Source organism: Acidovorax sp. Q11 (genome assembly GCF_054950075.1).
This window is the reverse complement of record NZ_JBUDZG010000110.1, coordinates 1-372: the sequence shown is the minus strand read 5'-3', so window position 1 is coordinate 372 and position 372 is coordinate 1. Positions and strand designations below refer to the sequence as shown.

The window sequence follows — 372 nt, the reverse complement described above, 5'->3', positions numbered from 1 at the left end:
AGCCATTCCAGCCCACCGTGAGCACATGGTCGCGCTCGGCGTACTCGATGGGCGCCAGGGTCGTTGGCATGGGCCGGGCACTCATGCGGTAGTGCTGCACCGGTGTCTGCATCGCCAGTGCCTCGTGGGGCCGGTGGTGGTTGTAGATCTCACGCCAGCGCTGCATCGCCTCCTGCGCCTGGGCCAGGCTGTCGAAGGTCCGCCCTCGCAGCACCTCGGCTTTCAAGGAGCGGTGAAAGCGTTCAATCTTTCCGTTGGTCTGCGGATGGTACGGACTGCTGTGGCTGCTGCGCACGCCCAGGCGGATCAGCCAGACATCCAGGGTACTCAAGTGACCAGGGGCGCTGGGTGAGCCCCAGGGCGAGCCGTTGT

Annotated in this window: 1 protein-coding gene; it reads right to left on the bottom strand. The window is 65.9% G+C overall.

Features of this window, described 5'->3' with window-relative positions; genetic code table 11:
* Nucleotides 1-372: integrase core domain-containing protein (locus ACYZGB_RS22900; protein WP_462391285.1), on the bottom strand; the 372-nt coding region annotated here is incomplete at both ends.